The organism is Pseudomonas sp. R37(2017), from assembly GCF_002113375.1.
Classification (GTDB): Bacteria; Pseudomonadota; Gammaproteobacteria; order Pseudomonadales; family Pseudomonadaceae; genus Aquipseudomonas.
Map to the genome: position 1 here is coordinate 263,346 of NZ_NEHO01000008.1, position 12,579 is coordinate 275,924.

Sequence of the window (12,579 nt, forward strand, 5' to 3'; positions counted from 1 at the left end):
GTGCGCCACAAGGGCTGCAAACGGCGTCACTCCTGGTCATTCGAGTCGCCCGGGTTCGACTGGCGCATTTCGTATTGAGACTGGCGCGAATTGCTAGATCGTTGTCGTGGCATATTTCTTATAGTGAGCACCACCGCAGTCCGTCAGGAGCATGCGATGAAACATTCGGTCTCGTCGTGTCCGTTAGAGCGCGTTACGTAACATTCCTTCGAGAGCTGACCATAATGAAGCAACAGACAAAGACGAAATCCGCTAGGCCGAAAGCGCCAAGCTCGAAAGCCGCCGAGCACATAGCATGCGACACAAGATGTTTGAGCATCTATTGCGTGTTGCGTTGACAGGCGTCATCCAGGCCTGACTACCTAAGATCGACGGATCCACCCCAGGAGTGCCACAAATGCCTCATCCTCAGTCCCCGCTCCACTCCGGCTTTGGCGCCGCCTCAACGGCCCATGACGTCATTGCCGGTATCGATTTGTCCGGCAAGACCGCCATCGTGACGGGCGGCTATTCCGGCATCGGAGTGGAAACGACCCGCGCGCTGCTCAGTGCAGGAGCACGAGTCATTGTCCCCACGCGTGACATGTCGAAGGCCAAGGCCAACCTGGACGGCTTGAAAGTCGAGCTCGTCGTCATGGATCTCGCTGACCCGGCTTCCATCGACGGGTTTGCATCAACCTTCCTTACCTCGGGTGCTCCTCTCCATCTGCTGATCAACAGCGCGGGTATCATGGCCTGCCCGCTCGCGCGCGACGCCCGTGGCTACGAGATGCAGTTTGCGACTAATCACTTGGGGCATTTCCAGCTTGCAGCCCGCCTCTGGCAGGCACTCAAGCGTGCCCAGGGTGCCCGTGTCGTCTCGCTGTCTTCGGTGGGTCATCACTCTGCGCAGGTTGACTTCGACGACTGGAACTTCGAGCGCCGCGAGTACGATCGCTGGGTGGCGTACGGCCAGTCCAAGACGGCCAATGCGCTCTTCGCGCTGGCGCTGGACGAACTGGGCGCGTCGCATGGCGTACACGCGTACTCCGTCCACCCGGGCCTCATCATCACCGACCTGACTCGACACATGAGCCGTGAGGAGCTGCAGCGTTCCGGCGGTCTGGATGATCAGGGGCGCCCTATTGTCGACCTCAACCGTGGCATGAAAAACACAGAGCAAGGCGCAGCTACCTCGATCTGGGCGGCGACGAGTCCTCTACTGAACGACGTAGGTGGTATTTATTGCGAAGACTGCGACTTTGCGGCCCTGATTTCCGACGACGAGGCCACCGTCGCCGGTTCGGGCTCACTCCCGTCCGGCGTCCGCCGTTGGGCTACCGACCTCGCTGCTGCGCGCAAGCTCTGGTCGTTGAGCGAAAAACTAACGGGTGTTTCGCTGGGTTGATGCCCCGGAAGCCTTGCAAAAGGGAAAAAAAGATGAGCCCTGAAGATGGGCGCCAGCAGCTTGCACACCAGTACCGGATTGGCGCCCAGGTCGGTCGCCAATTATTTTGACACAGCGACAGTTGCATCATCCTGTTCGATGTGCCGCTGACACACTTTTAATTCGCTTCTTGGCTGGCCCGTGAATAATTCTTGGCTGGCCCGTGAACAAGTCGCCGTGATGGCGTGCGACTGCAAATCCATCAACAGGAGAACAAGCTCATGCATCGCTGGCTCTTACCCGCTTCCAAACTAGGCATTGAAGCCCTCCGACTGGAGACCGATGCTACCCTTCCCGAACCTGGCCCCGGCGAAGTCCGCCTGCGGGTGCGCGCGGTGTCGCTCAACTATCGCGACCTCTTCGTGCTGGACGGGGCACCCGGCTGGCGGCCCGATGCCGATCTCGTGCCGCTTGCCGATGCGAGCGGCGAGGTCGACGCGCTCGGAGAAGGCGTGGAGGGCTGGGCGATTGGCGACGCCGCCGTCACGCTCTATTCACGCGGCTGGATTGATGGTACGCCCCCGCTCGATCTGACCTTCGGCCTCGGTGCGGGCGGCGAACAGGGCGTCCTGGCCGAATACATTGTGCTACCTGCGACGCGCATCGCACGGGCACCGGCCGGGCTCGATTGGGCCGAGGCGGCGACACTGCCCTGCGCGGGCCTCACAGCTTGGAGCGCAGTGTTCGACGGCAAGCCGGTCGGTCCTGGCACCCGACTCATGGCGCCGGGCACGGGGGGCGTGGCGCTGTTCGCGCTGCTGCTCGCACGCGCTGCCGGGGCGGAAGTGTTCGGCACGTCGAGCAGCGAGGCCAAGCGGGCGAGGCTGCGGGAGATGGGGGTGGCGGAGGTGATCGACCACCGCGCCGTGCCGGACTGGGGCGATGACGTGTTCCGGCGCCTGGGTGGCGTGGACAAGGTGATCGATCCCATCGGAGAGATCAACCGCGCCATGGCGGCGCTGCGCCCGGGCGGCGAGATCGCCGTCATGGGCCTGATGAGCCAGGATGGGCCGCCGAACCCGATGTACTTCATGGCGCGCACCCTAACGATCCGCGGCACCTTGGTCGGCAGTGCGGCGGCCTACGAGCGGCTGCGCGCTTTCATTGAGGAGCATGGCATCCGGCCGCCGGTCGGTGCGCGTTTCGCCTTCGAGGATGCGGCCAAGGCCTATGCGGCGCAGCGAGAGGGAGTGTTCGGCAAGGTCGTGATCGAGGTCGCCCCATAACGACGCGAAGTGAAGCTCCGGCCATGGATATGGAGGATGGCCGAACACGGGATCGATCGCGACGGTCGTCCGCCTTTGCGGCTGCTCCATTACCGCCGCGAAGCCTCGGCGGCCGAGCCGCTGCCGTTGCTGCAGGTGGGCCGCATAGCCGATTGGCTGGAACGGACCAGTGCCGAAGCGCCTCAGCGAGGTGATCACTCCTCCGTATTACGCGCCCACCGCGATCGCGCTTTGCTCCTGCTGGGGGTGGTGAAGTATGCGTAATCGGCATACCTGCGGTGTAAATCGGTTCGGGCAGAGTGCGTACTTTGACATTTGAAATAGGTGGTTTTTCTGGTCCGCAATTTCTGAAGAGTATGCGAAAACATTGGGCTGCATGGCAGTCAAATAGTGGTGATTGCGACCCGGAAAAACTATTGGAGAGCGCAGCCTGATTGATTTTCCTTTGGGACTTAAAATCCCCCGCTCGTAAGGGCGTGCCGGTTCGATTCCGGCTTCGGGCACCATCTAAATTCAAGGGTTTGCGGGCGAAAGCTAGGCAAACCCTTGTTCGTTTCTGGTCCGCAATTATTGGACGACCACGTGAGTGGACCGGACCTTCAGTCCGGACTTCCTGGCTGTAACCCGGTCGATAACATCCTTTATCTACTTTAATCAGGCTCTCCAGAGCACTGCTCACAGGGTCCACTCCATTGCTACTGCAGCGGACAACACCAGCATAATCAGCAACCCAAAAAACAACAGGCTCAACTCAGCGAGTTGTTTATAGTGGGCCAGCGGCCATTTGGTGACTCGCGCAATTGCTCTTTCAGAGGAAGCCATCATCAATTCTCGCTTTTGCGTGGAATATCGAATAGATCCGGAAGGCGTACATCAGGCAAAGCACAGGGCGGGCTTGATCTGGGCGGCAAGGCGACGGAACTGCATGGTGGTGTAGTGTGTTTCATTTTTCACCTCTCGCGTCATGCCGAACCTGGCGAGTCCAGCTGTCTCCATGATGTCCGGGGCGACAGCTGTTGGGGGGCACAAGAGGTGGTGCAACTAATGAGCCATTTCGGTAGGGCAGGGAAAATGTCCAATTAATTAACTGGCTGTTTCCGAGGGTTTCAAGCAAGAGAAAGGTTGAGCGGGGGAATATTCCTCAAATTTGCTGGTAGATACCTGGTTGGGTGGGTGTAGTTCCCCATTTATGGAGGGTGTAGCGACCCTGTTTCACCCGCTTTTGGTAGCAACTGCTTGCCCATGGATGGCGTGGATTTTCCGGGGTCGAGAAGGGCCGCTTCAATCGATAGCGGTCTTTCGCTGAAGGGATGCCCCGTTCCTCGATTCGCTGCTGTTGGCCGCCTTGCTTGGCACCTTGGGTTTCTGTATTACCCTGCTGATCCGGCCCTTTGTCCAACCTGTTGTCTCAGGAGCTACCATGCCTCGTTTTGCTGCCAACCTCAGCATGCTCTACCCGGAACATGAGTTTCTGGATCGCTTCGCCGCCGCTGCCTCTGACGGTTTCGAAGCGGTGGAGTATCTGTTTCCCTATGACTACAGCGCTGAAGAACTCAGGCAACGCTTGAGCGACAACGGCCTGGTGCAGGCACTGTTCAATGCGCCGCCCGGTGATTGGGCGGCGGGAGAGCGGGGTACAGTGTCGTTGCCGGGCCGGGAGAGTGAATTCCGCAGCGGTTTTGATCGTGCCCTGGAGTACGCCAGCGTACTGGGCAATTCACGCATCCATGTGATGGCCGGGTTGTTACCGTCGGAACGCGATCGCCAGCGGCATCATGCCGTGTACCTGGAGAACCTCGCCTACGCTGCCGCCCGGGCGGCCAAGGCAGGCGTCACCGTATTGCTCGAACCGATCAATACGCGAGACATGCCGGGTTTTTTCCTCAACCGCCAGGATCAGGCCCACGCCATTTGCAAGGAGGTGGGCGCCAGTAACCTGAAGGTTCAGTTCGACTGCTACCACTGCCAAATCGTCGAGGGCGACCTGGCGACCAAGCTGCGTCGTGACTTCGACGGTATCGGCCATATCCAGATCGCTGGCGTGCCGGATCGGCATGAGCCGGACCTGGGGGAAGTCAATTATCCCTATCTGTTCGAGCTGATGGACCAATTGGGTTATGACGGCTGGGTAGGGTGCGAGTATCGGCCGCGGGGAAATACGTCTTCCGGCTTGCAGTGGTTGCGCGACTGGAAGGCGCGGGTGCTGTAGAGGAGGCCGCCGCGGCAGTGCGAGGGTGGCATGTTCAGGTGTGAGCATTCAATCCCGGATCAAGACTTGCGTCAGGGCGCCGTGAAACAGTGACTTACAAAGAAGCCTTTCGATAAGGGTGACGCGATCAAGCTGGATGTCTTCTGACGTTTTTGCCTGCACCTGCATGACTCAGGCTCCTTGCAGTAAACGGTGGGTGCCTTATGCCGTTATTTTTGAGAGTAAGGAATGAAACAAGGACAGGTTTTGCTGTTGGCTTTGTTGTTTGTGTTTTTAACGGGTTGCACGACCATGCCGCCAAAAGACCAAGGCAATCTTTGCAACATTTACCGTGAGTATCCCGACTGGTACGAGGACTCGGTGCAAATGCAGAGTGAGTATGGGACACCTCTGCATGTGGCCATGGCGATCATGAAGCAGGAAAGCAGTTTCGTGGCGGATGCACTGCCGCCCCGTGACTACCTGCTCTGGGTGATCCCTTGGGGACGAGTCAGCTCGGCTTACGGTTATGCGCAGGCCCAAGATCCGGTGTGGAGTGAGTACAAGGGCAATACTGGCAACGGTGGTTCGCGTGACAATTTCGACGACGCGATCATGTTCATCGGTTGGTACACCACTGGCACCCAGCGTCAGCTCGGAATCTCCAAATGGGACACTTACAATCAGTATCTGGCTTACCACGAGGGACGTGGCGGCTTCAGCCGCAATACCTATCGCAGCAAACCGTGGTTGATGCAGGTTGCCCAGAAGGTACAAAAGCAATCGGAGATTTACAACGCTCAACTCAAGCAGTGTCGCCAGGAACTGGAAGACGAACGTAGTGGCTGGTTTTAGTGCGACAGTCGAGCGATCTTCGCAAACAAGGGTTTGCCAGCGAAAGCCAGGCAAACCCTTGTTGGTTTCTGCACCATTACTTCCATCTTGATCGTGGTCACCGGATGTTTTCAGGACGCCGGGTCAGTCTTGCGGCGCTCGCTGCCGGTTGGATTGCCGGTGTTGATCAGTCGTCTTTCCAGCAGTACGTTTTGCAACGCCTGGCGGTCTGACGGATCCATTTCATGCTCTCTTTCCTTGAGTTCCAGCAGGATCGGGGTCGACCACTGGCGGTAGGTTTGTTCGGCACTACGATTGAGTGACATGGGGTCCTCCTTGATCAGGCTCCAGCCAATGAAGGCGCCACAGTTCGATACGCAAGAGACCCTAGTCGACGAAGCCTGTTGTCGCCAATGCTTTACGTCGGACGACCATTTTCCCAGGTACCCGCAGCCACAGTGCGCTGCACGTAGTCGCTGAAGTCGCGCGCCGGCCGCCCCAATGCCCGTTGTACGCCATTGGCCACGGATGTGTTGCGACCGTCGAGCACGGTCGTGAACAGATACATCACCAGATCGATCAACTCCGCGGGAAGTTGTTCCTGTTCCATTGCCTGTCGGTAGGCGTCCGCCGGTACCGCCACAAAATCGATCTTGCGCTGGGTGGAGTGGGCGATCTCGGTGACAGCTTCGGCAAAGGTCAATGCCCGGGGGCCGGTCAACTCATAGAGCTGGTGGGTGTGTCCGGGTTGGGTCAGGGCTGCGACGGCACACTCGGCAATGTCCTCCGCATCGACAAAGGGCTCGGCGACATTGCCGACGGGGAGCGCGAGTTCGCCCTGCACAATGGGCTCAAGAAAGTGTGCCTCGCTGAAGTTCTGGCAAAACCAACTGGCCCGCAGAATCGTCCAGTCAAGCCCGCTGTCCTGGACAACACGTTCGGCCTGTTGCGCTTCGATCTCACCGCGTCCGGATAGCAGCACCAGTTTGCGCACTCCGCTTTTCACCGCCAGGTCGGTGAACGCCTGGATGGTTTGCAGGGCGCCAGGCACGGCGAGATCAGGCTGGAACGAAATGTAGACCGCATCAACACCCTCTATCACCGCGTCCCAGGTGGATCGATCTTCCCAGTCGAAAGGCGGATTGGCGTCACGGGAGCCTCGGCGAACGGGCAGGCCGGCAGCCTCGAGTCGTTGGGTGATTCTGCGTCCGGTTTTGCCCGTGGCGCCGAGGACCAGCGTGATTGGTTGATCGGTTTTCATCGCGTTCATCTCCATCAGTTAATGTGAGTGATGCTCATGTTTGAAAGATGATAGATCCTCATGTTTTGTCGTCAACCTGCTCAATCGAACTCCCCGACGTACGGCATCTGTTATTGGGGGCGAGGAGTGGCGATGCTAAGGTGAGTACATGTCACGTTATTGAGCGGGAAATTCACTCGTGCACAAGAAGACCCTTGAAGCCCTTGAACAGCCTGTTGTAGAGGCCGTTCGACGCAAACCCACGCAACAACGCAGTCGCGAACGTCAGGAGCGGATTCTGACCGCGGCGACTCGATTGATTGCGGACAAGGGCAGCGACCAACTGAAAATGAGTGAAATTGCCGAGTGCTGCGGGATCTCGATCGGCTCCCTTTATCAGTATTTTCCTGACAAGAGTTCCGTTATTCGCACGCTGGCCGAACGCTACAACGCGGAAAGCCGTCGTTGCATTACGGAGGCGATGGAAGCTGTGCAGGATGCCCAAGGCTTGCAGGCAGCCTATCTGCAATTGCTCGATCTGTATTACGAGATCGTGATGGCGACACCGGTGATGCGTGACATCTGGTCCGGTATGCAGGCCGACAAGCAGTTAATGCAATTGGAGCTGGTGGAGAGCCGGGTGGCCGGAGCACTGCTGGCCCAGGCAATGCTTCGTGTATACCCCGACCTCGATCAACAACAGGTTCAGGAGTCGGCGTTTCTGATCTGGCACCTGGGTGAGGCGACCATGCGCCTGGCGGTCACTTGCGCCCCCCAGGAAGGGCGAGCACTGGTCGAGGCTTTCAAGCGTATGTCCCTGCGTGAAATCATGCAGCCCGTGCGCAAGGACGCCGACCAGCGGTAACCAATGTTCACTCCTGCCGCAGGCCAGGTGCCCGTTGAGTTTGAAATGAGTAACCATCGGAGCGCTTCTGTCGTGGCGTGTGAGCGGTGACGTTCGGTTGGTTTTTGCCCAACAAAAATCCCGGCGCCAGGCCGGGTTGGGAGTGAGGGTGAAATCCTGACAGGCAAGCAAACGTCCGGAAACGTCACCGTCTCCGGTCATGCTGCCCGAATCGGACCTTTCCTCGCAGTGTAAATCCGTGACGGATCATCTGAACCGAGGCAGAGGCCGGTCGACAGGTTGCAGAGACGACAGCGTATGCCGGATCAGCGGCGTATCCTTTTCGATGTCGTTCAGGCGATCACGAATTCTGAGGGCGGTGGGGTGTCCGCCTTGATGATCGACCCAGTCGGCGATTTCCTTGCAGGCAGCAGCCAGGCGGACCTGACGGGAATCCAGCAAGGTGAGCAGGGTGGTGATGGACTCTTTTTCGGACATGGGAGACACCTCCGTTCAAGAAACCTGGGTGTGGCAACAAAAAGCCCGCCTGGAGCGAGCTTTCTGCCGTTGGGGTCGCTGATCCTTCAGCCATATCAGTATAGACCTGTTGAAAAGCGCTGACAGGTCCTCAGCTTTGTCGGGCTGTCACTTGTGATTTGGCGTTCAACTGCCGGCAAACACGCTGTGCGTCTTCTTCAACATCGTAGCCGTCACCGATGAAGCCTTGGGTACGGGTATCGGCGATGCGGTACCAGACTGCGGCTTCGGGTGGAAGGTGCTCTTTCTCACCTTCGCGGCGACCATGGATGATGATCTTGTTGCAACGCTTCACGACAAAAATGTCTTCCATGGCGTCTCCGCAGCTGAATCCTGTTCAGATCAACTATAGAAGCCATTGGTAATCGTGCAAAAAACAGGCAGGTCAATTCGTCGGTTCAGGCGCTGCCGCCATTCGTTCAAGGAAGATCGCCAGCCCGACTTCCTCGGCCCGCCCGGGTGGATACAACACTTGTGGCACAGGGCCGGCGGATTTACGCCAGCACCGCGACCGCTTTGATTTGTGCCCAGAGCTGCTGGCCAGGGTGGACGTTGAGCTGGTCGCGAGAATAGCGCGTGATCCGCGCCAACAGCGGCGAGCCTGCGGCGTCCAGGCGAATCAATACGTGAGCGGCATTGTCCGCGCTCATTTCACTGATCACGGTGACCGGCAGGCGATTGAGAATGCTGCTTTGTCCGACACTGTCCAGGCTCAGGCTCACGTCCCGCGCCTGGACCTTGCAACGCAATGCCTGGCCTGTATCCATTGGTGTATGAGGCACGCGAATGTCGAGGTGGGTGCCGGGTAATTGCAGGCTGAGCAGTTGGTAGTCGGCGTCATAGGCGCTGACGTGGCCTTCGATCACCACGCCGGCGTCATCCCCCATCGCCAAGGGCAAATCGAGGCGCGCCAGGGTCTGGCCGATCGGGCCGCTGGCCAGTGCCTTGCCGTTGCTGAGCAACACGATATGGTCGGCCAGCCGCGCGACTTCATCCTGGGAGTGGCTGACGTACAGCACCGGGATGTCGAGTTCGTCGTGCAGGCGCTGCAAGTAGGGCAGGATTTCATTTTTGCGTTGGGCATCCAGCGCCGCCAGCGGCTCGTCCATCAACAGCAGTTTCGGGCTGGTGAGCAAGGCGCGGGCAATACCGACGCGCTGTCGCTCACCGCCCGAAAGGTGTTGTGGTTGCCGGTCCAGCAAATGACTGATGCCCAGCAGTTCGGTGGCGTGGGCCATGTCGACCCGACGCTGCGTCTTTGCAATGCGCTTGAGGCCGAACTCCAGATTGGCCAGTACCGACAGATGGGGAAACAGGCTGGCTTCCTGGAACACGTAGCCCAGTGCGCGCTTGTGCGGTGCGACGAAGACCTTGTTTTCACTGTCCAGCCAGACTTCATCGTTGACCTGGATAAAGCCTTGATCGGCCCGCTCCAGGCCGGCGATGCAGCGCAGGCAAGTGGTCTTGCCCGAGCCGGAATGACCGTAAAGTGCGGTGACGCCACGGCCCGGCAGTTGCAGGTCGACGTCTAGGGCAAAGCCCGGGTAGTGCAATTTCAGGCGCATTTGAATCATCGGTCAGCTCCAGCCGGCTTTGGTTTTTCGGCTGGAATACAGCGCCAGCAAGACGACAAACGAGAACACCAGCATCGCCCCGGCCAGCCAATGGGCCTGGGCGTATTCCATGGCTTCGACGTGATCGTAGATCTGCACCGATACCACGCGGGTCTTCTCGGGAATGTTGCCGCCGATCATCAGTACCACACCGAACTCGCCGACGGTATGGGCGAAACCGAGAATGGCCGCAGTAATGAAACCCGGGCGAGCGAGGGGCAGCATCACGCTGAAAAAGGTGTCCCAGGGGTTGGCCCGCAGCGTCGCGGCCACTTCGAGCGGACGCGTGCCAATCGCGGAAAAAGCGTTTTGCAGTGGCTGGACCACAAACGGCATCGAATACAGCACCGAACCGATGACCAGCCCTGCAAAACTGAAAGTGAGGGTGCCAAGGCCGAGCGATTGGGTGAGCTGGCCGATATATCCGTGGGGGCCGAGGGCGAGCAACAGATAAAAGCCAATCACCGTCGGTGGCAGCACCAGGGGCAGGGCGACAATCGCCCCGACCGGCCCGCGCAACCAGGAGCGGGTGCGCGAGAGCCACAACGCAATCGGAGTGCCGACAATCAGCAGGATGACGGTCGTCAGGGACGCCAGTTTCAGGGTCAGCCAAATGGCGGAAAAATCGGCACTCGATAGCGACATTTAGATTTCGTAACCGTAGGACTTGATGACTGCGGCCGCTTTCGGCCCCTTGAGGTAGTCAACCAATGCCTTGGCGGCCGGGTTGTCCTTGCCCTTGTTGAGAATTACCGCGTCCTGTTTGATTGGGTCGTGCAGGCTGGCGGGAACGATCCAGGCCGAACCGTTGGTGATCTTGCCGTCCTTGTAGATCTGCGACAGGGCGACAAAGCCCAGCTCGGCGTTGCCGGTGGAGACGAACTGGTAGGCCTGGGTGATGTTCTGGCCTTCCACGATCTTGTCCTTGACCTTGTCGGTCAGACCTTCTTTGGCCAGCACCTGGGTAGCCGCCAGGCCGTAAGGCGCGGCTTTCGGGTTGGCGATGGACAGGTGCTGGTACTCGTTCTTCTTCAGCACATCGCCCTTGGCATCGACGTAGCCCTCTTTGGCCGACCACAGCGCCAGGGTGCCGACCGCGTAGGTGAAGCGCGACCCCTTGACGGTGTCACCTTCGGCTTCAAGTTTTTTCGGGGTGCTGTCGTCCGCCGAGAGGAACACTTCGAACGGCGCGCCGTTTTTGATCTGGGTGTAGAACTGGCCGGTGGCACCAAAGGAGGTCACCAGTTTATGCCCGGTGTCTTTTTCGAAATCAGCGGCGATCGCCTGGATGGGGGCGGTGAAGTTGGCGGCGACCGCCACCTGGACTTCGTCCGCCTGGGCTGAGCCGAAGGCGAATACGGCGAGAAGGCTCGCCAGGCAGGAAGGGGCAAAACGTGAGGCACGAATGGTCATGAAACGGCTCCGTCAAAGGCAATTGCAACTGGGGGTGAATCGTTATGTACGGAAATATATAGCGAATTGCCTTTGAACGGAATGTCTGCTCGTGAAATTGTATACAATTTCAGTGCGGGCGATGCTCAGGAGCGACGCAGAAGTCTCGCCAGCCCTTCCTCAGCCAGTTGTCGAGTCAGCGCCTCGGTGCTCAATTCGACGCCAAGGGTAAATGCCTGGCCGGCCCAAAGGTTGCTGAAGTCGGCTTCACCTTTCGCCCGCAGCGGCATCAGCGCGCCTCCGGCCAGGGGGAAGGCCGGGGCCTTGGCGCTCATCGGTCCCAGTTCGCGCATCACCCGATTGAGGATGCCCCGGGCCGGGCGACCGGTGAAGACGTTGGTGACCGCCGTCTCGCTTTCCTTCGCGGTACGCAGCGCTTTGTGATGGGACGGGCTGACCCTGGCTTCTGGCGTGAACAGGTATGCCGTACCCACCTGTACCGCCGAAGCACCGAGCATGAAGGCTGCGGCGACGCCTCGGGCGTCAGCGATGCCGCCAGCGGCAATCACCGGCACTTTCACTGCATCGACGACTTGCGGCACCAGGGCGAACGTCCCCACCTGGCTACTCAGGTCATCGCTGAGAAACATCCCGCGATGGCCGCCGGCCTCAAAACCCATGGCAATGATTGCATCACAGCCATGCTGCTCCAGCCACATGGCTTCTTCGACGTTGGTGGCTGAGGACAGCACTTTCGCACCGGTGGCCTTGACCCGGTCGAGCAGGGATTTTTCCGGCAGGCCGAAGTGAAAACTCACGACTTCAGGGCGGAACGCTTCGACCACTTCACAGGCCGCATTATCGAACGGCGCCCGGTTGGACACGGGGGTTGGCGCATCGAAATCGGCGCCCAGTTCCTGGTAGTAGGGTTGCAGCAGGTTTTTCCAGTCCTGCGCGCGTTGCTCGTCGGGAGCTGGAGGTTGATGGCAGAAAAAATTGACGTTGATCGGGCGCTGGGTGTGTTGGCGGATGGTCTTCAGTTCTTCGCGCAGTTGATCGGTGCTGAGCATCGCCGCCGGCATCGAACCCAGGCCGCCTGCATTGCAGGCTGCAATCACCATGGCCGAGTTTGTGGCACCGGCCATCGGCCCCTGAATGATCGGCAGTTCGATCCCGAGCAGGTCAAGAATGCGGGTATCTGGCCATTGGTTCATGTGCTGTGTTCTCCGACGTTGAAACAGGGCAGGGACGGTAGAACAGGATTTGTAACGCAACGACT

Annotated in this window: 15 protein-coding genes and 1 tRNA gene; 7 read left to right on the forward strand and 9 right to left on the reverse strand. The window is 59.3% G+C overall.

Annotated elements, in window-relative coordinates; genetic code table 11:
• The first annotated feature begins 397 nt into the window (after positions 1 to 397).
• From CAG47_RS15805 to CAG47_RS28585, 4 genes are all read left to right on the forward strand, one after another.
• Positions 398 to 1,387: an oxidoreductase gene (locus tag CAG47_RS15805; RefSeq protein ID WP_085725784.1), complete on the forward strand. Its 990-nt coding sequence runs from the start codon at positions 398 to 400 to the stop codon at positions 1,385 to 1,387.
• A 260-nt stretch (positions 1,388 to 1,647) separates the two neighbouring features.
• Positions 1,648 to 2,652 carry an NAD(P)-dependent alcohol dehydrogenase gene (locus CAG47_RS15810; RefSeq protein ID WP_085725785.1) on the forward strand — a complete coding sequence of 335 codons (1,005 nt, stop codon included), beginning with the start codon at positions 1,648 to 1,650 and terminating at the stop codon, positions 2,650 to 2,652.
• Between the two features lie 36 nt (positions 2,653 to 2,688).
• Positions 2,689 to 2,916: a hypothetical protein gene (locus tag CAG47_RS15815; RefSeq protein WP_085725786.1), complete on the forward strand. Its 228-nt coding sequence runs from the start codon at positions 2,689 to 2,691 to the stop codon at positions 2,914 to 2,916.
• A 164-nt stretch (positions 2,917 to 3,080) separates the two neighbouring features.
• Positions 3,081 to 3,158: transfer RNA gene (locus CAG47_RS28585), tRNA-OTHER, on the forward strand.
• 169 nt (positions 3,159 to 3,327) lie between these two features.
• Here the strand turns inward: CAG47_RS28585 and CAG47_RS28590 are convergent.
• Positions 3,328 to 3,477: a hypothetical protein gene (locus tag CAG47_RS28590; RefSeq protein ID WP_158091319.1), complete on the reverse strand. Its 150-nt coding sequence runs from the start codon at positions 3,475 to 3,477 to the stop codon at positions 3,328 to 3,330.
• Positions 3,478 to 4,072: 595 nt separating this feature from the next.
• On the opposite strand from CAG47_RS28590, the gene otnI reads away from it, so the two are divergent.
• Positions 4,073 to 4,861 carry a 2-oxo-tetronate isomerase gene (otnI, locus tag CAG47_RS15820; protein WP_085725787.1) on the forward strand — a complete coding sequence of 263 codons (789 nt, stop codon included), beginning with the start codon at positions 4,073 to 4,075 and terminating at the stop codon, positions 4,859 to 4,861.
• Between the two features lie 228 nt (positions 4,862 to 5,089).
• Complete coding sequence (locus CAG47_RS15825; RefSeq protein ID WP_085725788.1) at positions 5,090 to 5,695, forward strand: hypothetical protein; 606 nt, start codon at positions 5,090 to 5,092, stop codon at positions 5,693 to 5,695.
• 110 nt (positions 5,696 to 5,805) lie between these two features.
• Here CAG47_RS15825 and CAG47_RS15830 read toward each other — a convergent pair whose 3' ends face one another.
• Positions 5,806 to 6,000 (reverse strand): hypothetical protein, encoded by a 195-nt coding sequence (locus CAG47_RS15830; RefSeq protein WP_085725789.1) that lies wholly within the window; start codon positions 5,998 to 6,000, stop codon positions 5,806 to 5,808.
• Positions 6,001 to 6,092: 92 nt separating this feature from the next.
• Positions 6,093 to 6,935, reverse strand: a complete 843-nt coding sequence (locus tag CAG47_RS15835; RefSeq protein WP_085725790.1) for an NAD(P)H-binding protein — start codon at positions 6,933 to 6,935, stop codon at positions 6,093 to 6,095.
• A gap of 178 nt (positions 6,936 to 7,113) precedes the next feature.
• On the opposite strand from CAG47_RS15835, the gene CAG47_RS15840 reads away from it, so the two are divergent.
• Positions 7,114 to 7,779 carry a TetR/AcrR family transcriptional regulator gene (locus CAG47_RS15840; RefSeq protein WP_085725791.1) on the forward strand — a complete coding sequence of 222 codons (666 nt, stop codon included), beginning with the start codon at positions 7,114 to 7,116 and terminating at the stop codon, positions 7,777 to 7,779.
• Positions 7,780 to 8,025: 246 nt separating this feature from the next.
• Here CAG47_RS15840 and CAG47_RS15845 read toward each other — a convergent pair whose 3' ends face one another.
• The 6 genes from CAG47_RS15845 to CAG47_RS15870 all read right to left on the reverse strand — a co-directional run bounded on the left by CAG47_RS15845 (position 8,026) and on the right by CAG47_RS15870 (position 12,514).
• Positions 8,026 to 8,256, reverse strand: coding sequence for a hypothetical protein (locus CAG47_RS15845; protein WP_085725792.1), 231 nt, complete (start codon positions 8,254 to 8,256; stop codon positions 8,026 to 8,028).
• Positions 8,257 to 8,386: 130 nt separating this feature from the next.
• Entirely contained in the window at positions 8,387 to 8,608 is a 222-nt protein-coding gene (locus CAG47_RS15850) for a hypothetical protein (protein WP_085725793.1), read from the reverse strand.
• Positions 8,609 to 8,789: 181 nt separating this feature from the next.
• Positions 8,790 to 9,869 (reverse strand): molybdenum ABC transporter ATP-binding protein, encoded by a 1,080-nt coding sequence (modC, locus tag CAG47_RS15855; RefSeq protein ID WP_085725794.1) that lies wholly within the window; start codon positions 9,867 to 9,869, stop codon positions 8,790 to 8,792.
• 3 nt (positions 9,870 to 9,872) lie between these two features.
• Positions 9,873 to 10,553: a molybdate ABC transporter permease subunit gene (gene modB, locus CAG47_RS15860; RefSeq protein WP_085725795.1), complete on the reverse strand. Its 681-nt coding sequence runs from the start codon at positions 10,551 to 10,553 to the stop codon at positions 9,873 to 9,875.
• The gene (gene modA, locus CAG47_RS15865) at positions 10,554 to 11,321 is read right to left on the reverse strand and encodes a molybdate ABC transporter substrate-binding protein (RefSeq protein ID WP_085725796.1); all 768 of its coding nucleotides are present in this window, start codon (positions 11,319 to 11,321) and stop codon (positions 10,554 to 10,556) included.
• 125 nt (positions 11,322 to 11,446) lie between these two features.
• Entirely contained in the window at positions 11,447 to 12,514 is a 1,068-nt protein-coding gene (locus CAG47_RS15870; RefSeq protein WP_085725797.1) for a nitronate monooxygenase family protein, read from the reverse strand.
• Between the last annotated feature and the right edge of the window lie 65 nt (positions 12,515 to 12,579).

What these genes read in the sequence shown, in the direction of transcription:
- otnI (WP_085725787.1), top strand. Translation starts at nt 4,073, where the DNA reads ATGCCTCGTTTTGCTGCCAACCTCAGCATGCTCTACCCGGAACATGAG.
- CAG47_RS15825 (WP_085725788.1), top strand. Translation starts at nt 5,090, where the DNA reads ATGAAACAAGGACAGGTTTTGCTGTTGGCTTTGTTGTTTGTGTTTTTA.
- CAG47_RS15815 (WP_085725786.1), top strand. Translation starts at nt 2,689, where the DNA reads ATGGCCGAACACGGGATCGATCGCGACGGTCGTCCGCCTTTGCGGCTG.
- modA (WP_085725796.1), bottom strand. Translation starts at nt 11,321, where the DNA reads ATGACCATTCGTGCCTCACGTTTTGCCCCTTCCTGCCTGGCGAGCCTT.
- modC (WP_085725794.1), bottom strand. Translation starts at nt 9,869, where the DNA reads ATGATTCAAATGCGCCTGAAATTGCACTACCCGGGCTTTGCCCTAGAC.
- CAG47_RS15830 (WP_085725789.1), bottom strand. Translation starts at nt 6,000, where the DNA reads ATGTCACTCAATCGTAGTGCCGAACAAACCTACCGCCAGTGGTCGACC.
- CAG47_RS15850 (WP_085725793.1), bottom strand. Translation starts at nt 8,608, where the DNA reads ATGGAAGACATTTTTGTCGTGAAGCGTTGCAACAAGATCATCATCCAT.
- modB (WP_085725795.1), bottom strand. Translation starts at nt 10,553, where the DNA reads ATGTCGCTATCGAGTGCCGATTTTTCCGCCATTTGGCTGACCCTGAAA.
- CAG47_RS28590 (WP_158091319.1), bottom strand. Translation starts at nt 3,477, where the DNA reads ATGATGGCTTCCTCTGAAAGAGCAATTGCGCGAGTCACCAAATGGCCG.
- CAG47_RS15845 (WP_085725792.1), bottom strand. Translation starts at nt 8,256, where the DNA reads ATGTCCGAAAAAGAGTCCATCACCACCCTGCTCACCTTGCTGGATTCC.
- CAG47_RS15810 (WP_085725785.1), top strand. Translation starts at nt 1,648, where the DNA reads ATGCATCGCTGGCTCTTACCCGCTTCCAAACTAGGCATTGAAGCCCTC.
- CAG47_RS15870 (WP_085725797.1), bottom strand. Translation starts at nt 12,514, where the DNA reads ATGAACCAATGGCCAGATACCCGCATTCTTGACCTGCTCGGGATCGAA.
- CAG47_RS15835 (WP_085725790.1), bottom strand. Translation starts at nt 6,935, where the DNA reads ATGAAAACCGATCAACCAATCACGCTGGTCCTCGGCGCCACGGGCAAA.
- CAG47_RS15805 (WP_085725784.1), top strand. Translation starts at nt 398, where the DNA reads ATGCCTCATCCTCAGTCCCCGCTCCACTCCGGCTTTGGCGCCGCCTCA.